Annotated in this window: 11 protein-coding genes; 6 read left to right on the top strand and 5 right to left on the bottom strand. The window is 66.1% G+C overall.

Features of this window, described 5'->3' with window-relative positions; genetic code table 11:
• The 6 genes from FMQ63_RS23865 to FMQ63_RS23840 all read left to right on the top strand — a co-directional run.
• A partial coding sequence (locus FMQ63_RS23865; RefSeq protein WP_141276728.1) for an AAA family ATPase occupies window positions 1–2077 on the top strand: 2077 nt, incomplete at its 5' end.
• 94 nt (window positions 2078–2171) lie between these two features.
• Entirely contained in the window at window positions 2172–3317 is a 1146-nt protein-coding gene (locus FMQ63_RS23860; protein WP_011552946.1) for an LOG family protein, read from the top strand.
• A 162-nt stretch (window positions 3318–3479) separates the two neighbouring features.
• Entirely contained in the window at window positions 3480–4163 is a 684-nt protein-coding gene (locus tag FMQ63_RS23855) for an HAD family hydrolase (protein ID WP_011552947.1), read from the top strand.
• Window positions 4154–4963, top strand: a complete 810-nt coding sequence (locus FMQ63_RS23850) for an STM4013/SEN3800 family hydrolase (protein ID WP_026114243.1) — start codon at window positions 4154–4156, stop codon at window positions 4961–4963. The genes FMQ63_RS23855 and FMQ63_RS23850 overlap by 10 nt, the downstream gene beginning before the upstream one ends.
• Window positions 4960–6276 carry an STM4012 family radical SAM protein gene (locus tag FMQ63_RS23845; protein WP_011552949.1) on the top strand — a complete coding sequence of 439 codons (1317 nt, stop codon included), beginning with the start codon at window positions 4960–4962 and terminating at the stop codon, window positions 6274–6276. The genes FMQ63_RS23850 and FMQ63_RS23845 overlap by 4 nt, the downstream gene beginning before the upstream one ends.
• On the top strand, window positions 6273–7157 hold the full coding sequence (locus tag FMQ63_RS23840) for an STM4011 family radical SAM protein (RefSeq protein ID WP_011552950.1): 885 nt from the start codon (window positions 6273–6275) through the stop codon (window positions 7155–7157). The genes FMQ63_RS23845 and FMQ63_RS23840 overlap by 4 nt, the downstream gene beginning before the upstream one ends.
• A 10-nt stretch (window positions 7158–7167) precedes the next feature.
• Here FMQ63_RS23840 and FMQ63_RS23835 read toward each other — a convergent pair whose 3' ends face one another.
• The 5 genes from FMQ63_RS23835 to FMQ63_RS23815 all read right to left on the bottom strand — a co-directional run bounded on the left by FMQ63_RS23835 (window position 7168) and on the right by FMQ63_RS23815 (window position 15022).
• The gene (locus tag FMQ63_RS23835) at window positions 7168–8301 is read right to left on the bottom strand and encodes an STM4014 family protein (protein ID WP_011552951.1); all 1134 of its coding nucleotides are present in this window, start codon (window positions 8299–8301) and stop codon (window positions 7168–7170) included.
• A gap of 9 nt (window positions 8302–8310) precedes the next feature.
• Window positions 8311–9660, bottom strand: a complete 1350-nt coding sequence (locus FMQ63_RS23830; protein WP_011552952.1) for a WGR domain-containing protein — start codon at window positions 9658–9660, stop codon at window positions 8311–8313.
• A gap of 29 nt (window positions 9661–9689) precedes the next feature.
• Window positions 9690–11045, bottom strand: a complete 1356-nt coding sequence (locus FMQ63_RS23825) for a WGR domain-containing protein (protein ID WP_011552953.1) — start codon at window positions 11043–11045, stop codon at window positions 9690–9692.
• Between the two features lie 50 nt (window positions 11046–11095).
• On the bottom strand, window positions 11096–12595 hold the full coding sequence (locus tag FMQ63_RS23820; RefSeq protein WP_011552954.1) for a hypothetical protein: 1500 nt from the start codon (window positions 12593–12595) through the stop codon (window positions 11096–11098).
• A gap of 69 nt (window positions 12596–12664) precedes the next feature.
• Window positions 12665–15022 carry a P-loop NTPase fold protein gene (locus FMQ63_RS23815; protein ID WP_157811161.1) on the bottom strand — a complete coding sequence of 786 codons (2358 nt, stop codon included), beginning with the start codon at window positions 15020–15022 and terminating at the stop codon, window positions 12665–12667.
• Between the last annotated feature and the right edge of the window lie 319 nt (window positions 15023–15341).

Below are 15341 nucleotides of genomic sequence, written 5' to 3'. Positions count from 1 at the left end.
GCGCGGGCTGGGACGGGCGGTGTGGTTGATGGGGGAGGCGGGGATGGGCAAGACGCGCATCAAGGACGCCTTCGTGGAGCGCCTGGCCTCGGATGGCTTCGAAGTCTGGGAGGGCAGTGGCCTGGCGCTGCCGGGCGCACCGGCGGGCATCTTCCGGGAGCTGCTGGACGCCACGCGGGCGCTCAGCCCGCCGGCCGGGACGGGCCGCGTGTCCAGCGCGGACGCGGAGCGAATCCAGCGCTTCCTGGAAGGCCGCGAGCGCCAGGGCATTCCGGCGAGCCTCGCCTCCGAGCGCACCGCCCTCTTCGACTCCCTGTGCCACGCGCTGATGCCCCACCGCCGTCCGCGCCTGTTGGTGCTGGAGGACTGGCAGCATGGGGACGCGCTCAGCCATGCGCTGGTGGAGGAGCTGGTGTCGCGGCTGTCGCACACGCCGCTGCTGTTGCTGGCGCTCCAGCGCCCCAGTGGCACGGCGCCCGCGCCTCTTACGGCGGAAGTCCTGACGGTGGGGCGGCTGGGGCCCGCCGAGTCCGCGGCGCTGCTGGAGGGCCGGCTGCGGAACCGGGGGACACTGACGCCCGCGGCCCGGGTGGCGCTGCTGCGCGGCAGTGCCGGACACCCGCTGCACCTGCTGCACGCGGTGACCCTGCACGAGGAGCAGCCGGAGCGGGAGGTGCCACTCACGGGCGAGGCGGCACATGCGGCGCGGCAGGCCTTGCTGCCCCCGGCACAGCGGGAGGTGCTCCGGGCGGCGTCGGTGCTGGGCCCGTCGTTTCCCCGGGCGGTGCTGGTGGCGTTGGCGGGTGGGGTAGGGCCGCTGGCGCTGCTGGAGACGGGGGGCTGGCTGCGCTCCGTCGCGGGAGGCCGGTACACGTGGGCGGTGGAGCCCGCCCCGGGCGTCGACGAACTGCCGGAGGCGGAGTTGCCCGCGGCGCACCGGCGGGCAGCGGAAGCCTATGAGGCCCTTCCGGAGCCGCTGCGTCAACGCGCCTGTATGGAGTTGACAAGGCAATGGCTGTCAGCAGAGGAGTCCTCCCGGGCACTGCCTTATCTGGTATCACTGGCAGGCTGGAACCTGGCGGCATTGGAGCCGGGGCCCGCCATGGCTGTGTATCGCTTCGCGTTGGGACTGGCGGATGCTCTCAAGCCAGACGCCGCGCGGGAGTGGCAGCGCCGCCTCTGGGAATACATGGGCGACGCGCACCGGCTGGCGGGCGAGCCCGCGGAAGCGGACGCCGCGTGGCATACGGCGCGGACGTTGGATGATGAGGGGTTGGCGTCTCCCGCGGGGGACCGGGCCCGGCGTCTGTTCAAGCGGGCGTCGGTGGTGCTCGCGCTCGGCAGGTACGAGGAGGTGCTGGGGCTCGACAGGGAGGGGCGCCGGGATTGTCTGTCCGCGGCGCCGCTGTTGTCCGTGTCGCTGGACGCGCTCTCCGCGTTGGCGCTGTCCGCGCTGGGGCGGTTCGAGGAGGCGCGCGCGAGGATTGTCCTGGCCCGCGAGCAGTTGCAGCGGGCGGTCCGGGATGACGGCCCCGCGTGGGCGGGCGTGGAGGCGCTGCTCCACCGGGCCATGGGCAGCGCGCAGCTCGGGCTGGGATTCCCGGAGGCCGCGGCGTCCGAATACGCCCAGGTCCTGCGCTGGAGCGAGCGCGCGGGGGATACGTGGGAGCACTCCACCGCGCTGCTGAACCTGGGCGATGCGTATTCGCGGGCAGGAGACAGGGAGCGCGCGGCGCACTTCTTCCAGCTCGCGCTCGAGCTGGACTCCCGCACGGGAGACCGCCGGGGCATGGCCTACACGCACCATGGCCTGGCGCTGCTGCATACGCGCGCGGGCGCGCCCGAGCTGGCGAAGGAAGACGCGCTGCGAGGGCTCCAGTTGGCGTCCATGTTGGAGGACCGGCGCCTCCAATCGTTGCTCCGGTGCGTGCTGGGGCGGGCCCAGTTGCAGTTGGGCGAGTGGGATGAAGCCGGACGTCAGCTCCAGCTCGCGGCGAGAGATGCGTCCGCCGCGGGAGCCCGCCTGGAGTTGCTTCAGGCGGAGGCGTGCCTGCGGGTGCTGGAGGCGCGGCGCTGAGCGTCAGGGGCCGATGGGCCCGCGAAAATGCACATTCGCCTTGAGCTGCACTCCTCGCTACCCACAGGGCCGCGAGGCGTGAAATTGTTCATGCGTGATCGAAATCGGGACCATCGAGGCATTCGAGCGGCACCTCTCGGCGGGTGTCGGGTTCGCCAACGTCATCATCCAAGGGCTGGATCTCCGGCGGTACACCCAGGAACTGGCCTCCGCCAAGCTCGTGGGCGCCGTCTTCCTGGGCTGTGAGCTGGAGAAGGATGCGCTGAAGGCCACCGTGGAGCATGGGGCCATGGTGTTCCCGCCCATCTCCGGCGTGCCCTATCAGCCCTACCGTGGCGCGCTGTACACGCCGGAGGAACTGTACGCCGGCTTCGACCCGGCTCAGCCGGAGTCCTACGCGGACACACCGGATGCGCGCATCTACGCGCACTGGGCGGCGAACGGGCGCGGCAGTCCTCCCACGCTGCTGGAGACGCTGGCGCAGCGGCTCCACGACCACTCGGTCACGGAGGCCATGCAAGGATTGCTGTACCGGTCCGGGGGCGTGCGCAAGGTGGTGGCCATCATGGGCGGCCACTCCATGAAGCGCGGCCAGCCGGACTATCGCGCGGTGGCTTCCCTGGCGCGCGAGCTGGCGCGCCGTGGCTTCTTCATGGTCAGCGGCGGTGGTCCAGGCGCCATGGAGGCCACGCACGTGGGCGTGTGGTTCGCGCGGCGCACGGAGGCGGAGCTGGACGCGGGACTGGCCCTGCTCGCGCAGGCGCCCAGCTACACCGACCGCGAGTGGCTCTCGCGCGCCTTCGACGTTCGCAGGGCATTTCCCCTGGGCGAGGACGACCTGCCGTACTGCACCAGCCTGGGCATCCCCACGTGGCACTACGGGCACGAACCGCCCAACCCCTTCGCCACGCATATCGCGAAGTACTTCGCCAACAGCGTGCGGGAAGACGGCCTGCTGACCGTCGCCAAGGGCGGCATCATCTACTCGCCCGGCAGCGCGGGCACCATCCAGGAGGTGTTCCAGGACGCGTGCCAGAACCACTACAACTCGGTGGGCGTCATCAGCCCCATGATCTTCCTGGGCACCGAGTTCTGGACGCGCACCCGGCCCGTGTACCCGCTGGTGCACCAGCTCGCGCAGGGCTACGACTACGCGCGCTACCTCATGCTCACGGATTCGCAGGAGGAGGTCGTTTGGGCGTTGGAGGCGTTCGACCGCGAGGCGCACCTGTCCCCCTGAACGCCCGCTGCTTCGCCGGGAATCTCCGAGTCCCCCGCCTTCCAACGGGCAGGTACGGGGGCAGGGGCCCGGCGAATCCGCCTGGACGCGGTCGCTCCACTGCGTTGTCGCTGTTCGACGCAGCCGGGGCGGCGTATCCTCGCCTCGGGAAGGAGTGCTCGGATGCGGCCCCGGGCCGTCTTCTTCGACTTGGATGACACGCTGATTGACCGCGCGGGCGCCTTCTCGCGCTACGTGGACACGCTCGTCTCCCGTTACCTGTCGTTGCTCCCCGAGGCTCGGCGTGCCGAAGCCGTGGCGTGGATGCACGCGGTGGATGAGCGTGGCGGCGCGTCCCGGAGCGCGTTCTGCCAGCAGGTGACGAAGGCGTTCCCATGCCTGGGCCTCACTCCAGACGCGCTCTGGGAGGACATGGCGTCGCGCCTGCCTCTGCTCGTCCAGGAGGACGCGGGCGTCTGCGATTGGGTGGCCTCCGTGGCCCGCTGCCGGCCGGTGGCGGTAGTGTCCAATGGCTCGGCGCGGGTGCAGCGCACGAAGCTGGCCCGCGCGGGGCTCGCGGAGGTACTGCCGGATGTCTTTCTCTCCGGCGAGGTGGGCGCTTCGAAGCCGGATGCCCGCATCTTCGAGGCCGCGCTGGCCCACGTCGGACGTTCGCCGGAAGAGGTGCTGCACGTGGGCGACGACCCGGCGCGGGACGTCGTGGGCGCCGCGCGGCTGGGGATGGCCACTTGCTGGGTGTCTCACGGCCGGCCGTGGCCCTCCGCGCTGCCTCCGCCCATGTTCACGGTGGAGTGCATTCCATCGCGCATCGACGACATCGCCGGAGTGCTCACGCGATGGACATGAACGCCGTGATCGGCACGCACGACCTGCTCTTCATCACCCTGGACACCCTGCGCTACGACGTCGCCGAGGCGCTCGCGGCCCAGGGGCGCACGCCGAACCTCTCCGCGCTGCTGCCCGGAGGCCGGTGGGAGCAGCGGCACTCTCCCGCGAGCTTCACGTACGCGGCGCACCACGCCTTCTTCGCGGGCTTCCTGCCCACGCCCGCGACGCCGGGGCTGCATCCCCGGTTGTTCTCGATGCGCTTCGAGGGCAGCGAGACGACGGCCTCGGACACCTGCGTGCTGGACGCGCCGGACCTCGTCACCGGGCTGGCGGGGCGCGGGTACCACACCATCTGCATTGGTGGCGTGGGCTTCTTCAACAAGCGCAATCCGCTGGGCAACGTGCTCCCCGGGCTCTTCGCGGAGAGCCACTGGAGCCCCGAGCTGGGCGTGACGGACCCTCGATCCACCGAGCACCAGGTGACGCTGGCCGTCCAGCGGCTGGAGGCGTTGCCGCGTGAGCAGCGCGTCTTCCTCTTCATCAACGTGTCGGCGCTGCACCAACCGAACCGGCACTATGTGCCCGGCGCCACCCAGGACTCGCGCGAGTCGCACGCCGCGGCATTGGCGTACGTGGACTCGCAGCTCCCTCCGTTGTTCGCCGCCTTGCGGCGCCGGGGCCCCGCCTTCTGCATCGTCTGCTCGGACCATGGCACCACCTACGGCGAGGACGGCTTCACCGGCCATCGTCTGGCCCACCCCGTGGTGTGGACGGTGCCCTACGCTGAACTCCTGCTACCTCGAGAAACCGCACCATGACGCGTCTGGAGCAGATGCTCGAAGGGTCGCCCTACGTGGCGTACCTCTACGGCTACCCTCACAAGACGGCCTACCGGCCCTTCACGCCCGCGCTCCCGTTGGAGTCCGTCTGGGCGGAGGAGCGGCGCGACGCGCTGTTCCTCTACATCCACGTGCCCTTCTGCGAGATGCGCTGCGGCTTCTGCAATCTCTTCACCGCCGCCGGGCCGAAGCAGGACGTGGTGGACGGGTACCTGGGCGCGCTGGTGCGCGAGACGAAGCGGGTGAAGGAGGCGCTGGGGACGGCGAGCTTCGCCCGGGCCGCCATTGGCGGCGGCACGCCGACGCTGCTGGACGTGGCGGGGTTGAACACCGTGTTCGACATGGCCGAAGGCGTCATGGGCGCCGACATGAAGAACATCCCCGTGTCCGTGGAGGTGTCTCCGGAGACGGTGGACGCGCAGAAGCTCCAGGTGCTGCGCTCGCGCGGCACGGACCGGGTGAGCATGGGCATCCAGAGCTTCATCGAGGCGGAGGTGGCCGCGGTGAAGCGGCCCCAGAAGACGGCGCAGGTGGAGGCCGCGCTGGACCTCATCCGCTCCACGGGCTTCCCCACGCTGAACCTGGACCTCATCTACGGCATGGAGGGGCAGACGGAGGAGAGCTTCCTCTACTCGCTGCGCACGGCGCTTCGTTACTCGCCGGAGGAGATTTATCTCTACCCGCTCTACGTCCGGCCACTGACCTTCCTGGGCAAGAAGGCGCGGGCGTGGGACGACCTGCGCCTCTCGCTGTATCGCGTGGGCCGCGACTTCCTCCTGTCGGAGGGCTACACGCAGGTCTCCATGCGGATGTTCCGTGCGCGCCATGCGCCGGACGCGGGCGGTCCGGTGTATCGCTGCCAGGAGGACGGCATGGTGGGGTTGGGCTGCGGGGCGCGCTCGTACACGGGCCAGGTGCATTACTCGTCGGAATACGCGGTGGGCTCTCGCGAGGTTCGCTCCATCATCTCGTCGTACAGCGAGCGGTCCGAGGCGTCGTTCGGCGAGGTGGGCTACGGCTTCCGCCTGGACTCCGCGGAGCGGCGGCGCCGTTACATGCTGCTGTCGCTGCTGGCGGATGGCGTGGATCTTGCCGTCTACCGGCAGCGCTTCTGCTCCGACGCGCTGGAGGACTTCCCGGAGCTGGAGGAGCTGGAGGCGCACGGACTGGCGCGGAAGAATGGTGGGGTGGTGCAGCTCACCGCGGCGGGCGTGGAGCGCTCCGACATGATTGGCCCCTGGCTGCACTCCGACCAGGTGCAGGCGATGATGAAGGAGTACGCCTGGCGATGAAGCTCACCGTGCTCTATCGAGGCCCGCTGTCGAGCTGCAACTACGGATGCGAGTACTGCCCCTTCGGCAAGTGGAAGCACACCGACGAGGAGCTGGCCAAGGACCGCGCGGACCTGGAGCGCTTCGTTGCGTGGGTGGAGGCGCGTACGCAGGACACGGTGTCGGTGTTCTTCACGCCGTGGGGCGAGGCGCTCATCTGGCCCTGGTATCAAGAGGCGCTGGCGCGCCTGTCGCATCTGCCGCATGTGGAGCGGTTGGCCATCCAGACGAACCTGTCCTGCAAGTTGGATTGGGTGGCCGGGGTGCGCGCGGACAAACTGGGCATCTGGGCCACGTACCACCCGGAGTGGACCAAGCGGCACCGCTTCGTGGCCCAGTGCGCGAAGCTGACCGAGCTGGGCGTGCGGCACAGCGTGGGCGTGGTGGGGTTCCTTCGCTTCACGGAAGAGGCGGAGGCCCTGCGTGCCGAGCTTCCCGCGGACACCTACCTGTGGATCAACGCGGTGAAGGACGGGCAGGAGGAGCCGTACACGGCGGAAGACGTGGCGCGCTTCACGCGGTTGGACCCGCTCTTCCCGGTGAACAACACGCGCCACCCGAGCCTGGGCCGCGCGTGCCGAGGCGGGGAGTCGGTCATCTCCGTGGATGGAGAGGGCACGGCGCGGCGTTGCCACTTCATCGAGGAGGCGATTGGCAACATCTACGCGCCGGACTTCGACTCCGCGCTGAGACCCCGGCCGTGCGCGAAGCAGACCTGTGGGTGCCATATCGGGTACGTCCATCTGGAGTACCTGGAGTTGGACCGCGTCTTCGGCTCTGGAATCCTGGAGCGCGTCCCGGCCACGCCCCTGTGGAAGGCCGGGCTTGGGGGGCCACCGTAGGGTGTGTCCGTCACGGAAGCTGACGCAGGGCTTCTTGAATCTCCCACTCGTACACGGTGAGCCCGTCACGGCGGAGGTTGGGGAGCAAATCGCCGAAGGCGTTGGCCTCCAGCACCCGGTGCCCGGTGAAGTGCTCCTCGTACATGAGGTCGATGCCAACGTGCAGGCAGTCATGGGCCCGCGCTACCGTGCGGCAGCTCTGCATGGCATTCGCGAGCTCATTGGGGGGCACGGCCACGTGGAAGTCGTCCAAGTCGCCCCGCCAGCCGCCCAGGTGCAGGTTGGTGATGGGCCGCATGCTCTGCCGCACCACCGTGAAGGCTGGTTCGCCTCGGACCATCAGCACCCGGCAGTCGAAGTAGTCGCCACCCAGCCGGGCCTTGGGAATCGAGCGCTCCACCTGTGAGCCCTCGCCCAGCAGATACGTGAGGATTTCATCTACCTGTGCTGGGGCCTCGATGCGGCGGACCTTCAGCGAGTTGTACCAGCCCGTCTTCGCCACTTCGATGGTGGTGGTCAGCGTGTCCGCCGAGCGCCCCCGCCGGTAGATGGCGAGGCACGACGCGGAGGAGCCACACGACACCTTCACGAACACCTCGCGGCAGTCGTCTTCCCGCATCCGTTCGCGGAGTGATTCCACGTCCGTGACACCGTCCAGCGGCTCGGGAACCGGCACGCCGAGGGCGGCGTAGCGGCGGGAGGTGATGCGCTTGTCGAAGAGGTCAGCGATGGCGGAGGGCTTCTGGAGGATGTGCCAGCGGGGATGCGCCGCGAAGATGGACTCCAGCTCCGCCAGGACTCGCAGGAAGCCCAGGTGGTGCTGCCGGGGGCTGAGAATGCGGCCGCGGTCCACGGGCAGGCGGTCTACCTGCTCCGGCGTCAGGACGGAGCAGCCCTGGCCCACGGCGTCCGCGTAGCCCCGCTTGAGCAGGGCCTTCTCCACGTCCCAGTTCTCGCCCGTGGAGTCGATGCGGACGAGCGCCTCCGAGTCCGGCAGGTTCGCCAGGAGGCCCGGCGACGCCAGCAGCTCGCGCCAGGGCACGACGTGCGCGGAGGGAAGCCCCTGCCTGGCGAGGGCGTCCTGGAACAGCGTGACGCGCCGGTTCTCCGGGTTGCCGATGAGGATGAACGGAGGCGCGCCCATGAAGCCGGACTACTCGCCTACCGCGACGTATCGGCCGCCTTCGTCATCGTCGTAGATGTCGCGCTGGTTCCCTGCCGCCACGTCCGGGCACAACGAGGCCAGCAGCTTTACGCCCTTTCGCGTGAGCTGGTTCTGCGACACATCTAGCTTCTTGAGGTGCTTGAACACCGCCGCGTTCGCCGCCAGGACCTCCGCGTCGGTGTCCATCAGCGTGCCCTTCGACAAGTCCAGCGACTCCAACTGCTTCAGCACCTTGGCTTTCGGCAACACGGTCGCGAGCTCGTCGGAGAAGGCCGCGTTGCACAGTCCCAGGTGCTTCAGGTTCGGCAGCCCCGTGGCGTCGAGGATGGACTGGATGTCACTCGGGCGGCTCCGTCCGCCGTACTCCTCGCTGCCGAACCAGACTTCCAACTGCTCCAGCTTCGGCCACTTCGCACTGGCGATGGACTGCACCGCGGGCCGAGGAAGTCCGCCCGACTCCATCGTGAAGCGACGCAGCTCCGGCAGCTCCACCGGCCCCAGGCGCACCTCTCCGCCCCGCAGCCTCAAGGTGGTGAGGTGGGGCAGGGCCTTGAGCAGGGGCGCGAGGTTCCCCAGCTTGACCCAGGAGATCTCCGACTCGTCCGGGAAGACGAAGTCACCGATGAACAGCCGCTGAAGCGTCTTCGGCGCCAGCCTGGTGACGACCTTGATGAGGTCGCCGTACTCGTTGTCACCGTCGTTGTCCGGCAGGCCAAGCGTCAGCTCCTGGAGGAACCGCGCGGAGGGGCTGCGGAGCAGCATCGTCAGTGTTTCGACGACGTCGAAGTCGGCGTCCGAGTCGAACCCCGGCGCCGCGACGCGCGCGCCACGGATGAAGCCCAGGTGCCACTCCAGCGTCAGGGCTTTCTCGCCGAGCATCGACGTGAGGCCCACGCCCAGCAGTGTTCCCTGGTGCTTCTTGTACAGGGCCGCGACCTTCCGCTTGAGGCTGGAGGACTCCGCGCCCTGGGCCTGTCGCTGCGCGTGCTGGAGGGCCATCAGCTCGCCGCGCGGGTCGCCCTGGCCCTGGAGCCAATCGGCGTAGACGAGGTAGCCGTCGTCAGACTCCGGAGCCTGGAGGATGGCGGCCTCCAGCTCCGGGTTCGTCTTGGCCGCGGGCGCCGTGTCCTTCGGCTTGATGCGCGTGTACCCCTTCTTCGTCTTCTCCAGGACCTGCTTCTGGTACGCCTGCAGCGCTTCATACGTCTGCTTGAACTTCTGGGTCTTCTCCTGGCCCTCCGTGCCGATGCGGCCCCAGCGGGTGGTGACGACGGTGTCCTTCCGTTCGATTTCCCAGAACTTGCTCGAAGTGCCTTCGGTGTACTCGAAGCGCGGCATGGTGTGACCCCCTGGAGTGCGCCGCGACGCTACTCGCCCACCGCGGAGTAGCGGTACTCCTCTTCGTAGTCGCGCTGGTTGCCCACGTTGGCGTGGGGAATCGCCTTGGGCAGCAGCGACTGGCCTTCGTCCGTCAGCGTGTTCTCCGTGACGTCGAGCTGCTTGAGGTGGGCGAAGGCCGCCGCCTTGTCCGCCAAGGCGCGCGCGCCCTCGTCGGACAGGGTGCCCATGGAGATGTCCAGCGTCTCCAGCTGCGGGAGCACCTTCGCGGTGGGCAGCGCCTGGGCGAGCGCGTCCGTGAACTCGGAGTTGCGCAGGCCCAACTGCTTGAGGTTCGGCAGGCCCTTGCCGTCGAGGATGGGCTGGATGTCCTCCACGCCGCCTTCCGCGCCGTAGTTGTCGCTGCCGAACCACACCTCCAGGCGCTCCAGCTTCGGCCACTTCGCGTTGGCGATGGACTTGACGGCCGCCAGCGGCAGGCCGCCCGTCTCCACCGTGAACTCGCGCAGCTCGGGCAGGTCGATGGCGCCCAGCTCCAACTCACCGCCGCGCAGCCGCAGCTTGCGCAGGTCGGGCAGCACCTTGAGCAGGGCGGAGATGTCGGTCAGGTGCGTCCAGGAAATCTCGGTGTCGTCCGGGTACTCGAAGTCACCGATGAAGAGCTCCTGAATCGTCTTCGAGCCCCCGGCCTCGACGAGCGCCTGGACGGTCTCACCGTATTCGTTCTCACCGTCGAAGCTCGCCATGCCGATGGTGAGTCCGCGGATGAAGCGCGCGGAGGGGTGCTTGAGCAGCGCCCCAGCCATCTCCGGGACGTTGAAGTCAGAGTCGTATTCCTTCTGGCCCACGCGCGCGGAGCGGATGAAGCCCAGGTGCCACTCCAGGGACAGCTCCTCCGACTTCACCCCGGCCGCCAGCTCGCCGAGCAGCAGCGTCTGGTACTTCTTGATGTGCGCGGTGGCCTTGCGCTTCAGGTCGCTGGCCTCCGTGCCGCTGGCCTGGGAGGCCGCGTGCTGGATGGCGATGAGCTCGCCGCGCGGGTCGCCCTGGCCCTGGAGCCAGTCGCTGTAGACGAGGTACGCGTCCACGTTGTCCGGGTCCTTGAGGATGGCGGCCTCGAGTTCCGGATTGGATGCAGGCTCTTCACCCCCACCGCCTTCGGAATCGTCATCGTCGCTCTTGTCGGCCAGGACGTAGCCCTTCTTCTCCTTCTCGCGGACGAGCTTGTCGTGCTCCTTCTGGGCCTCGGCGGGAGAGCCGAAGGTCTGGGTCTTCTCCTGGCCGTCGGTGCCGATGCGGCCCCACCGCGCAGTGAAGCTGCTGCCGGAGAGGTTGATTTCCCAGAACTTGCTGGAGCTGCCTTCCTTGAACTCGTACCGCGGCATGGCCCGTCCTTCGTCCGTTGCGCCGGGTGGGGCGCGTTGTGAAACGGACGCTAGAGAAGCCCTTGCGCAAGCTCAAGCGTTACGCCAACCCAGGCTTCCCAAGGGTCGTTGTTGAGGGCGGCGCCCATCGGCGCTTCCGACTTTCGAGAATCCAGGTCTTCTCGCTTGTCTCGGATGGTTCGCACGCGAGGGGAGGGGCCGCTGAGGTCGAGCACGTGCCGCTCGACGCGGGAGGCGCCGGGATGAGACATCCTCTCGACTTGACTACTTGCGTCGAGCAGCACCAGGTCCACCCGCGCGCGCTTCGCACGCGCTTCCGCATCCGTCAGGACCTCGTCGAGCGTGGAGGCGGTGAGGACCTCCGCCGTGCCACGGGCGCGCCACTCGCGCAGCAGCAGCTCGCAGAGGCCGCGTTCAGCCTCCAGGGGGACAGCGCCGTCATGGGCGTGCAGGAAGACGGCTCGGAAGTGGAGTTCCTCGCTGCCGAGCCAGAGGGAGAGCCGCCGCACGAGGCAGAGCAGCAGGCCCATCGACACCACGACGCGCTGCCAGCGGACCCCCGCGTCCTTCACGCGCGCATCCACGAGGTCCGGCGGCAGGACGAAGGTGATGACGCGCCGGCGGCGAACGGAGATGCTCTCGTCGCGCGTGTAGTAGAGGAGTTCGCCCTCCACATAGCGCACGTCGAAGAGGTCAAGGTTGGGCTCGTCCTCCATGTAGACCAGCTCGGATGTGACGAGGTTCTCCAGGCTGCCCACGTTGGACACGGAGGAGAATCCACCTTGTGGGAAGGCGGCCTCGTCCTCCAACGCCATGGGGAGCGGTGCGGTGCTCACCGGACGGGCGCGGAGCTTGGGCGGCAGGGTTCGCGACAGGGCCTCCGCCGCCTCCACTGCCTGCTCCAAAGCCATCCGCTGCGCCTTGCCCTGGAGGTGTTCCAGGTTCTCCAGCGTGAAGGACTCCGCGTCGCCGAGCAGGGCATGGGCGCGCCGGGCCGCGCTCGCCAGGGCTTCGTAGCCTTCGGTCAGCCGGTCCAGCGCGGCGCTGGTTCCTGATTCGCGCAGGGCCGTGTAGCCCGCCTGGAGCAACTCCGTGGGCGGACGCTCCAGGACGCGCCGGGCCAGGGCGGGGCTCACCGGGCTTCCCGCGGTGAAGCCCATGCGGGACAGGACGCGCGCGACGAGGAAGGCGACACCTCGCGGCCGGAGCGTCTCGGGCAACCGCGCGAGGGCGGTGGAGACCGCCTCCAGGTGGGGCTCCGCGGCCAGGCGCGCCAGCACGTGGTCGTCATACGCGCGCACCGCCGCGCGCAGCCGAGGCTGGGTATCGGGAACGGGCGCGGAGGGCGCGAGCGGAACCCCCGCGACGAGCCGGCCGAGGTCCGCGATGAACGCGGGTGGGGGCAGGGCAGGCGACTCCGCGAGCGTGGCGAGGAGCCACGGCACGGCCGAGGTCAACGCGTCGGCCGTGAGGTCCTCGTGCCGAATCAGGCACAGCCCCGCGCACAGCCAGCGCTCCGTGTCCTGAGGACTTGTCGCCTCGATACTCATTGTCTGGGTGTCAATGAGTTTGACGGAAAGTGCTGACGGAGGTCGAAAGTGCTGGCCTCTGAGGATGATCTATTTGGGGCCGATATGGAGGTGAGCTGCTTCAAGAACGATCTCCAATGCTGGTCGAGACTCATGGTCGGCCCTGATTGATGATTGATGCTGGGTGATGATTTTGTATAGTCTTTTGATGTCGAATAGTGATTCTGCGGCCTCTTGATTGAATCGAATGACTCCTCTCCAGCGAGGAGTGTTGGCCTCTCGAACCATCTCTCGCGAGTGGGTGGTGATGAATGGGAGGATCTGAGGGATTAGGATTTCCGGCTCTGTTTCGGTGGCAGTTAGAATTGTGTTTGAGAATGTGTGCCAGCCGTCAAATGGAGTGCCCTGCAATTGTCCTGATCTTACTCTGTCGAGTCCCCAACTGCACAAGAAAAGCGTGTGTTCATTCCCGCCGTTGATGGCCTGTGTTAGTGCCTGTGCGTTGGTTGGGGGGAACTTGGTTGAGAGGATTGAATGGAATTGCTGGTTGATTTCGGATATGGCCGTGTCGGACAGGAGTGAGGGGACTCCGGAATCATGTTGGGCGAAGAAGTGAATTAGTGCATGGGTGAGTGGTAGGTTGCTCGGTGCTATTTGAATGACGAGCTGCCGTATTGTGGCGGTAAGTTCGTCGCCCGGGGGGGCTTGTTTGTGCATTGCTCGCCAGACGGAGACCATGCTCTCTGGCTGTGAGGCAGTCCATGTTGTGGCAGGGAGTTTACTTTCAAGCCTGATTACCTCGGAGAGGAGGCGGGTGAGTTGGTTGGGGCTAATCAGGCAGGATATGAACTCCTCGACGGTGTGTCTGCTGTTTGTGTGCGTGAGAATGGATATTAAGTCATCGGATGTGTGGTTGTCCCATGCTTTGATTGCTCGGAGAATCGGCTGGTCTTGCTCGTCGGCGGAAAGTGGGGCAAGGCTCAGGTAGCGATTCCAGTAGTCTCGATGGTCTCGGCGTGAAAGGCCTTGGGGTTTGTCGGAGCTGTCGATGAAATTGTTGTTCGACGACCAGTTTGGGAATGTGAAATTCAGGATTGTGATGATGGAGGAACGTTTGTGGAGTTCTCTCTCTTCAAGAATCTTTTCTAGTTTTTGAGCAAAGAGCGATTTGTTGTTTGAGTCCCTTTGTCGCTGTGAGCGGAGTTCGTCGATATGGTCGTTAATTAGGGAGAATATTTTCGGCTCAGCAGTCCGTATCGCTGATATTGCGAGAACGTCGTCGAAGTCGATTTCGCCTCTTAGTCGTTCCCAGATGTCGTGACAGGACCTTAGGGTGAACTTCAGTCGCCTGGGGTTGTTGCATAATGTCGCAAGTGCGAACATTAAGTTGTCGGTAGAAAAAAGACTGAAGCGTAGATCTCGTTCGGATTCGCTATCGGGGAGGTTCAGGTGCGCTCTTGCCTCAGGGCGGGCTGGGTCGATAATGTTTTGAGCGCTGCTTTGGCATTTTTGCCGAAAGCGATTGAGGATATTTGCAGTCTTGCTGGGAGGGATTGATGGGATGGCTTCTACATAGCGTGCGATTTTTTCGATATCAAACCGAGTATTGAGGGATGATGAGGCCAGGACTATCTGGAGGGATTGGAATTCAGACAGTAGGTGGAGAAGCGATCTGATTGGTTTGAGGCGATCGGTTTCTGTTTCGTCATTAAGTGTGCTTGTTCCGGCGAAGCGTTCAAGATCCTCGATCCAGACTACGATTGTTAGGTTGATGGCGGATGCAGCTTGGTTGTAATCCTCCAGGATTGCTGAAGGATCTCTCGTTCCTTTGAGTAGGCGCCCCCAGGATCCGCCGGCCGCTTCGATTGCGTTTATGTATTCATCTGAGAGCCCCGACATTGGCGTTGTGTTGATGTGCTGACTTAGTGTTTTGTTTATTTTTTCTAGAATTGCTCGAATCGCGGCTTCGACGGTGTCGAAGGGCCATAGACTTAGTCTGGCTACAGAGATCTTTGTGTCTAGGAGCCTCAAGGCATGTAGTTCGTGCGTGACTAAGTTGAAGACCGAGGTTTTTCCGCTTCCGAGTGTGCCGATTAGAGCTAGTGTGGGTCGCTTTGCGCTTGGTGAGAAGAGTCGCTCGGTAATTCGCTTTGCGATGCGCGCGTGACCAAACGCATCTAGCCTGGGATGCGAGATTGGTTGGTCGTTTTCAATCCAGGGGAGCAGATCGTTGTAGTCGAAGGCGATGGCGTTTGGTGGGAGGGCTTGAGTGGTTGTGCGGTCTGTGGTGTCTCTGGGCGGGTTGCCTGTGTTCAGGACTTGGGGTTCTGATTGGGCTCGGTGGGTGGTGCGTGTTGCCCAGTAGATGCTTGCCTTCCTGCCAATGAGAGTCGTGAATGCGCCTGCTGTTAGGGCTAGTAAAATGCCGAACTTCCCTTGTGATGCCATTTCTCGAAGCAGAGGGAAGTCAATCCCCTTGCAGCTAACGGGCGCCGCTTCGGGGGGAATTAGAGTGATGTACGTAGATAAGAGGGCGAAGCCCAGTAGGGCTGCTAGCCAAGTCGGTGGGTGACTAGGGAAGTGTCGAAATCCAGACCATGCTGATAGTCGGCCTTTATTCGATGTTGAAAGTAGAATGGTTAGTAGGATGGCTCCAGGAGGGAACGCCCATTTTGATAGATGCGATAGCTCAGGGTGGGCGGGGAATGAATGGAGGAGGAAAGTCGCTCCTGCGGCCCCCGCGATGGAAAGAAGTACGATGTCAATC

Source organism: Myxococcus sp. CA005, assembly GCF_006518205.1.
In the GTDB taxonomy this organism is placed as follows: domain Bacteria; phylum Myxococcota; class Myxococcia; order Myxococcales; family Myxococcaceae; genus Myxococcus; species Myxococcus xanthus.
This window is presented reverse-complemented; position numbering and strand designations above follow the sequence as displayed.